The sequence below is a fragment of the Williamsia sp. 1138 genome (genome assembly GCF_002095435.2).
GTDB lineage: Bacteria > Actinomycetota > Actinomycetes > Mycobacteriales > Mycobacteriaceae > Williamsia.
Genome location: NZ_MJEJ02000040.1, coordinates 157,188 through 164,310, shown reverse-complemented (window position 1 = coordinate 164,310; position 7,123 = coordinate 157,188). Strand labels below are relative to the sequence as shown.

Annotated in this window: 8 protein-coding genes and 2 tRNA genes; 2 read left to right on the top strand and 8 right to left on the bottom strand. The window is 66.1% G+C overall.

Going from position 1 to position 7,123, the window contains the following annotated elements:
- The 4 genes from BH683_RS11765 to BH683_RS11755 form a co-directional block, all read right to left on the bottom strand.
- On the bottom strand, positions 1-219 hold a 219-nt coding region (locus BH683_RS11765), incomplete at its 3' end, for a Na+/H+ antiporter NhaA (protein ID WP_210405196.1).
- Between the two features lie 159 nt (positions 220-378).
- Positions 379-510, bottom strand: coding sequence for a hypothetical protein (locus tag BH683_RS29150; protein WP_272874196.1), 132 nt, complete (start codon positions 508-510; stop codon positions 379-381).
- An 87-nt stretch (positions 511-597) separates the two neighbouring features.
- A tRNA-Arg gene (locus BH683_RS11760) sits at positions 598-670 on the bottom strand.
- Between the two features lie 31 nt (positions 671-701).
- Positions 702-793: transfer RNA gene (locus BH683_RS11755), tRNA-Ser, on the bottom strand.
- A 105-nt stretch (positions 794-898) separates the two neighbouring features.
- Between BH683_RS11755 and hisC the strand changes: the two genes are divergently transcribed.
- Entirely contained in the window at positions 899-1,960 is a 1,062-nt protein-coding gene (gene hisC, locus BH683_RS11750; RefSeq protein ID WP_084836440.1) for a histidinol-phosphate transaminase, read from the top strand.
- Between the two features lie 34 nt (positions 1,961-1,994).
- Here the strand turns inward: hisC and BH683_RS11745 are convergent, their stop codons facing one another.
- Together BH683_RS11745 and BH683_RS11740 are read right to left on the bottom strand one after the other, a co-directional pair.
- Positions 1,995-2,978, bottom strand: a complete 984-nt coding sequence (locus BH683_RS11745; RefSeq protein ID WP_246833327.1) for an alpha/beta hydrolase family protein — start codon at positions 2,976-2,978, stop codon at positions 1,995-1,997.
- A 73-nt stretch (positions 2,979-3,051) separates the two neighbouring features.
- Entirely contained in the window at positions 3,052-4,041 is a 990-nt protein-coding gene (locus tag BH683_RS11740) for an alpha/beta hydrolase family protein (protein WP_084836439.1), read from the bottom strand.
- A gap of 211 nt (positions 4,042-4,252) precedes the next feature.
- Here BH683_RS11740 and BH683_RS11735 point away from each other — a divergent pair, with 211 nt between their 5' ends.
- Entirely contained in the window at positions 4,253-4,699 is a 447-nt protein-coding gene (locus BH683_RS11735; protein WP_084836438.1) for a thioesterase family protein, read from the top strand.
- A gap of 6 nt (positions 4,700-4,705) precedes the next feature.
- Here BH683_RS11735 and BH683_RS11730 read toward each other — a convergent pair whose 3' ends face one another.
- Positions 4,706-5,950 carry a hypothetical protein gene (locus BH683_RS11730; protein WP_084836437.1) on the bottom strand — a complete coding sequence of 415 codons (1,245 nt, stop codon included), beginning with the start codon at positions 5,948-5,950 and terminating at the stop codon, positions 4,706-4,708.
- 33 nt (positions 5,951-5,983) lie between these two features.
- Positions 5,984-7,120, bottom strand: coding sequence for an acyltransferase (locus tag BH683_RS11725; RefSeq protein ID WP_084836458.1), 1,137 nt, complete (start codon positions 7,118-7,120; stop codon positions 5,984-5,986).
- Between the last annotated feature and the right edge of the window lie 3 nt (positions 7,121-7,123).

Sequence of the window (7,123 nt, the reverse complement as noted above, 5' to 3'; positions counted from 1 at the left end):
CACACCCAAGGCGTCGGTACCGACCGTCAACTCCCCCAGACTCGTGTACGCCTCCGACCACGGCGAGTTGGCCCACACCAGGGCGATCACAGTCGCCACCAGCAGCAACGCGCCGCCAACGGTCTCTTTGCGCAGGATGCTCGACACACGGGATGTCTCGGCCCAAGAACCACGCGCGAAGAGCGCGAGGGGTCCGGGTCGGTTGCTGTTGTCACGCATGGGAATTCTCCTCGGATCGTTCCATGTTGACGAGAACCGTTACCTGGGCGCTCCGTGCGATCCGCGGTCGAGAGACGGTAGCGCGTTCAGGACTCGATCGTGTTGACGGTTGCGGTAAATAGCTCAGAGGCACGGTCTCGGGTGGACTGGCGGAAGAAGTCAGCGCTCTCGCGGCGGATAGCCCGCAAGAACAGCACCCCACGTCGACAGGTAGCCATTGGTGCCCGGATGCGGCAGGACCCACAACGTCGGCGCGAACGCCATACCTTGGGTGCACTGCGTATGCCTCACCCACCGAAAATACCTCACCGGTGTCGTGACTGCCCAAACAAATACGGCCCGGACCGCACGTGAATGCAGATCCGGACCGTACTTTTGTGCGCCCGAAGGGATTCGAACCCCTAACCTCCTGATCCGTAGTCAGGTGCTCTATCCGTTGAGCTACGGGCGCGTGCTTTTAAATTTTCGTCAGGCTGGTGCTCTGGCGGAGGCGAGAGGATTTGAACCTCCGGTCTCGTTTTAGCGAGACAACTCATTAGCAGTGAGTCCCATTCGGCCGCTCTGGCACGCCTCCTGGTGGAGTCCTTTCGAACTGCCGAAGCAAAACAGTACACAGCAGATAGCGGCCGGAGCAAACCGGCTTGTCGGGGGCCTTTTGCCGTGGCCTAGATTGGGTCAGGTGACACCGCACATCCGCCCCGACCTCGCCGACGTCCCGGCCTACGTACCCGGTAAGAACATCCCCGGCGCGCTGAAGTTGGCCAGCAACGAGACGACCTTCGGTCCGCTGCCCAGCGTCGCGACCGCGATCGCCGAGGCGGCCGCCGCGATCAATCGCTACCCCGACAACGGCGCAGTCGAGCTGACGAGTGAGCTCGCCAAACACCTCGACGTCGCGCCGGAGAACGTGCAGACCGGGTGCGGGTCGGTCACGTTGTGTCAGAACCTGATCACCATCGCGACGCGGCCCGGCGACGAGGTCCTCTTCGCGTGGCGCTCGTTCGAGACCTACCCGCTGGCGACCCGGGTGGCGGGCGCCACCCCCGTTCAGGTGCCGCTGACCGACGGTCGCGTCCACGACCTGCCCGCGATGGCCGACGCGATCACCGATCGCACCCGGCTGATCTTCGTGTGCAACCCGAACAACCCCACGGGCACAGTGGTCGATGCCGACGCCCTGGAAGCCTTTCTCGCAAGAGTTCCCGCCGACGTGCTGGTCGCGTTGGACGAGGCCTACGTCGAGTATCTGAGGCCCTCTGAGGCGCAGCGGTTCGACGCGATCGAGCTCACCCGCCGGTACCCGAACCTGGTCGTGCTGAGGACGTTCTCCAAGGCCTACGGACTCGCCGGGCTGCGGGTGGGTTACGCGGTCGCAGACCCGGCGGTGACCAACGCGCTGCTGAAGGTCCACGTCCCGTTCAGCGTCAACTCATTGGCCCAGGCCGCGGCGATCGCCAGCCTGCATGCCGCGCCCGAACTCCTCGCCCGCACCGACGCGATAGCGATCGAGCGTGAGCGCGTCACCGGACGACTTCGGCAGGCCGGGTACTCGGTCCCGCCGAGTCAGGCCAACTTCATCTGGCTCGATCTAGGCGAGGACGCGCTCGCTTTCGCGCGCGATGCCACCGAGGCCGGGGTCATCATCCGGCCGTTCGCCGGCGAGGGCGCTCGGGTGACGGTGACCGAGGCGCACGAGAACAACACGTTCCTGGATTTCGCGGAAGCTCGCGCCGCCCGCTAGAGCCGTCCACCCACCCGGCGAGGATCTGGGACGCCTACAAACCTCTGGCGAGCACCGGGTACATCACCTTCAGATCCTCGGCCCAGTAAGGCCACGCGTGGGTACCTGTCGAGCGGAAGTGCTCGGTGGGCCGGAGACCGTCGGCACGCATGAGCTCGGCGAACTTCTCCGAGCATTCACGCGCCCCGATTTCGAGCACCGACCCCGTCGCGATCTTCTCGAGGCGGCTGCGCCCGGGATCCAGGCGTGTTTTCTGGTCCAGCGGTCCGGGTACGCCGGATCCGGCGGCGATGAAGATGTTCATGTCACGAAGTGCGTCGAGTCGGCGCGCCGGGTCGTGGTCCACCCAGCCCTGGCCGCCCCAGCCACCCCACATGTTGGAGGCGTCGCCACCGTCCCTGGCGACGACTGCCCTGATCTGCGCCTCGTTGCCGGCGCCTGTCGTCGGCGGGCAGCCGCTCACCGAACCCACACCGGTGTAGCGGTCCGGGTTGCGCGTCGCGAGGGTGTAGGCGGCCTGCCCGCCCATCGACAGCCCGGCGATCGCGTTGTTTCCGTTGCCGTTGTAGAGCTCGTCGATCAGCGGTGGCAGTTCGTCGGTGAGGAAGGTCTCCCACCGCGGGCGGCCGAAGGCCGGGTCGGTGCGCTCCCAGTCGGTGTAGTACGCACCCTGGCCGGCGGGCAGCACCACGTTGACGTTCTTGTCGGAGAAGAACTTCTCCGCGTCCGCCTCGTTGATCCAATCACTGACGCCGGTTTTCCTACCACCGCCGTCGAGCAGGTAGAGACTGCCACGCGCCTGCGAGGTCTGCGGGAACAGGACGGTGATCTGGACCGGGTGGCCCATCGCGGGTGAATTGATCAGCAGGTCGTGACGCTGCGGACCGACGACGTCGACACGGTCGACGGATGCGGTCACCGGATGCGCCGCCGCCGGTGCGAAAGAACCCGAGATCATCGCCACGGCCGCGAACGCGGCGACACCCAACCGGCGCACGGCGCGCGGTCCTCGTCTCACCAAGAAATCCCTGCTCTCGTCGCCGCCCCGATCTGGGAACCTACCCGAGCGCCCGGGTGCGGCGAGCGAAGTCCTACAAACCTCTGGCGAGCACCGGGTACATGGCCTTGAGGTCCTCGGCCCAGTACGGCCAGGCGTGGGTGCCGATGAGGTGGAAATTCTCCGTCGCGCCGACCCCGCGGGCCCGCATCACCACGGCGAACTCCACCGAGCAGCGGTACGCACCGATCTCGAGTGCGGCCCCGGCGGCGATCGTCTGCTCCCGGCTCATGCCGTCGTCGAGTTCGGTCGTCTGATCCAGCGGTCCGGGCAGTCCCGACCCCGCCGAGATGTAGAGGTTCTTGCCCCGGAGCGCGTCGAGCCGCTTCGACGGGTCGTGGGCGGCCCAGCCCGGCGACCCGAACGGACCCCACATGTTGGTCGCGTCGCCGCCGTCCTTGGCCATCGTCGTCCGTACGTAGCCCTCGTTGGCCAAGCCCGTCACCGGAGGACAGCCGCTGAGCGATCCCGCCCCTGTGTAGAGCCCAGGGTGCCGCGCGGCCAACGCGTACGCAGCCTGGCCGCCCATCGACAGCCCGGCGATCGCATTGTTGCCGTTCCCGTTGAACGTGGAGTTGATCAGCGGCGGCAGTTCCCTGGTCAGGAACGTCTCCCACTGTGGTTTGCCGACCGCCGCGTCACGCTGTTGCCAGTCGGTGTAGAAAGCGCCCTTGCCCGACGGCAGGACCACGGTGACGTCCTTGTCGGCGAAGTAGTCCTCGGCGCCGCCCTTGGTGAGCCAGTCGCTGACCTTGTCCTCGGCTCCGGCTCCGTCGAGCAGGTAGAGCGTGCCGCGCGAATAGCTCAGATCGGCGGGGGTGAGCACACTGATCTGGACCTTGCCGCCCATCGCGGGCGAGGAGACGATCAAGTCGTGTCGCTGCGGCGACACCTCGGTGGTCTTCTCGATCTGCGCCGTCCGAGGCGTGGGTTCGGCCAGGGCTACGCCCGCACCTGACACGAGCAGTGCGCCGCATGCGGCGAACGTGCCGAGAACCCGGAACACGCCTGAGGAACGCAGCATCAAATGAACTCCTGGGATTGTGGGACGAGTAGAACGCGAAGGCTACCGACGGCAGTGACCGGAGGGAAAGTCCTCTTAACCAACTCACAGACGACGTCCGATTCGCCCGCGGTCCGAGCGCGTTGCCCTATCCGACGAAGGCCCAGGACAGGGGGCTAATCTCGAGCGTACCGACCCCCATATCCGCCAACGAACACGGAGAATCCGGCATATGCACAACGAGACAGACGCTTCCGGAGATTCGTTCGCGTTTGTCGCCCAGGTACCGGTGCGATGGTCGGATATGGACGCCTTCGGGCACATCAACCATGCCCGCATGATCACCCTGATGGAAGAAGCGCGGGTGGCCTGGCTCGTCAGCGCCGGCGAGCAATACGCGCCGTTGATCAAGAGCGCGATGATCGTGACCGTGGAGGTCAGGTATCAGGCCCAACTGCGCCACACAGACGGTCCTCTTGCTATCGCCATGTGGATCAAAGCTTTTCGCTCTGTGGACTTCACAATCGGCTACGAGATCCGCGGCGCCGGCGCGGCGCCGGACTCCAGACCCGCATGCGTTGCGAGCACGCAGATGGCGGTGGTCGACATAGAGAAGCAGAGCCTACGGCGACTGACCGACCTGGAAAAGGGTTATCTACGGCAGTGGCGCCGAGACTGAACCCCGTCAGCCTTCCGTCTCTTTGCCCAGCTGCGGCCTACCCCGGGCAGGGGCGGGCGGGACCGAATTCTCAACGGGCTCTCCAAGAATGCCGGTGACGTTGCCCTGCAGGATATTTCGGTAGTCCCGGAGGTGAGATCGCCCGGCACCCAGCTGCTCGCCCAGCCGGCGGGTGTTCTCGGCGGACATCTCCCGCTCCCCCGACCTCGCGATCAGCTGGTCGATCCTGAGATCGATTGTCCCGGCGTAATTCACCTGGTCGAGTATCTGCAGTTCCTGCGCCGCGGCGGCAACGGCGTCGGCGACGTCCCACAGCGCCCCGACCCGATCGATCAGCTGCGACCACACCGGTCGCAGTTCGGCCTCCCGCGAGCGCAACTGCTCGGCCAGACGCGCGTCGGAGTCCGCGACGATGCGGACCCGGTCCAGTTCGATCCGGACGGTGCGGAGGTTGATCACGTCGGCCGCGATCTCGGCCAATTCGGCGTGCACGTTGATCTGCGACCGCTGGACAGCGAAATGGTCGCTGCGCCAGGCCGCGGAGCGGACGATCCGGTCATAGGCGTTGCCGGCGATGTAGAGCATGGTCTCGTAACCGTCGACGAACTTCGCGGTCGCGGTGCCCTCGACATCGGAGCCGTCGATGACGGCCGCCTTGTCCGCGACCCACTGCCCGGCGCGCGAACGTCCGTCTGACAACTGCCCGAGTACCCCTGCCGCCGTGCTCGCCGCCATCGCACCGGCGCGGCGCAGGTAGTTGCCGTCGAGACTGTTCGGCGCGGGTGTGAACAGCAGACCGTTGAACAATCGCTCGCGCTCGCTGAAGTCCAGGTGCAGGCCTTCGCGACGTTCGCGCCGGATACCCCGAACCGATCCGGCGAAGACCGGCTTGGACGCGGTCACCAGATTGCGTGCGGTGTCGCGACGGCGCCCGAGGGCCACGACCCGCGACTTCACGATGATGGCTGCGACCTTGGGCAGCCGTGGGTTGCGCAACTGGTCCTCGAGTTGACCGATCTCCCGCTGCAACCTGCGGAGTTCACCGAAACCGCCGATGGCAGGCACGGGGAGCCCGGCGGTGCTGCGCCGGACCAGGACCGCGCGGGCCTGGTCCGAGAGGAAGCCGGAGGCGATCAGGATGGCCGCCGGGTCCGAGAGATCGGGGTGCTTACCCGGGATCCTCGCCCGATCGCACCACCCGCGGATCTGCGCGGCGCCGCCGCCGGCGGTGGATGCAGAGTGCTGGGCCATGGGGTCCTCCGAAAATGGGGCTTTCATCCAGTATTACCGGACAGCGGCGACCGGGGCCGTTTTGCGATGCCAGAGCGGTGCCGTGATCCGGTGCAGCGCCCAGGCGACCGGCGTCGACAGCACCACCGTGACGATGAACACCCCGACCACCGAGCCGGTGAAAATCGGGTAGTCGAGCAGGTCCATGACGAGTTCCATCACGATGACATGCACCAGGAAGAACTCGTACGAGATCTCACCGAACCACACCACCACCGGCCGCGACATCGCCCTGTCCCACCAATTGCCCGCCGGACCGATGGCAAGCGGTGCGATCAGACAGAAGCCGATGACCAGGTACAGCACTGATTTGACGATGGTCGCCGACATCGAGTTCGGTGTGATCGTCGGCTCGCCCGCCAGCGACGTGCACGAGATCTGGAACGCGAGGATCGCCACCAGAATGGACAGCGACGGATGCCAGCTGCGCACGAGTTGCGCGATGATCGCCAGCAACATGCCGCCCGCGAACCAGGCCAGGAACGCCGGTGCCCAGAGTCGCGCCGTGACGTCGATGTCTGCTGACTCGTGTGTGAGGACCGCCCAGGCCGGGGTGATCAACATCAACACAGACACCGCGCCGATCATCCGGCCCGGTCGCCACCGCCCGCGGCAGATCACCCGGCAGATCAACCATGCGAACACCGGTAGCAGCAGATAGAAGACGACCTCGGTTGCCAGCGACCACATCTGGGTCAGCCCGGAATGCAGGTGACCGAACCCATAGATCTGGGTGAGCGTGAGATTGCGCAGCAATCCGCCGACGCCGTGCCCGAGGGTCGAGGTGTCCTCGCGCCACAGAAAGATCGCGTACACCCCGAGAACCGTCAGCCAGTAGGCCGGCAGGATTCGTCGTGCGCGGTGCCAGAAATACTGCTGGACATCCGGTTTCGGCCCGTCCTCGCGCAGCGCCCGCACCCAGGGCGAGAACAGCAGATAACCCGACAACACGAAGAAGATCGCGACCCCGACCTCGAGTCGCGCAAAAAACCAGCCCTCGAAGTCGTCGGTGTACTTGCCGGTCCAGAAGCCGGCATGTGTTGCGCACACCAGCATCATCGCCAGCGCGCGTATCCCGGTCAGGGAGTCGGTGCGGCGCCCGGGAGCATTCGTGGCTGGACCGGGCGTCATGGT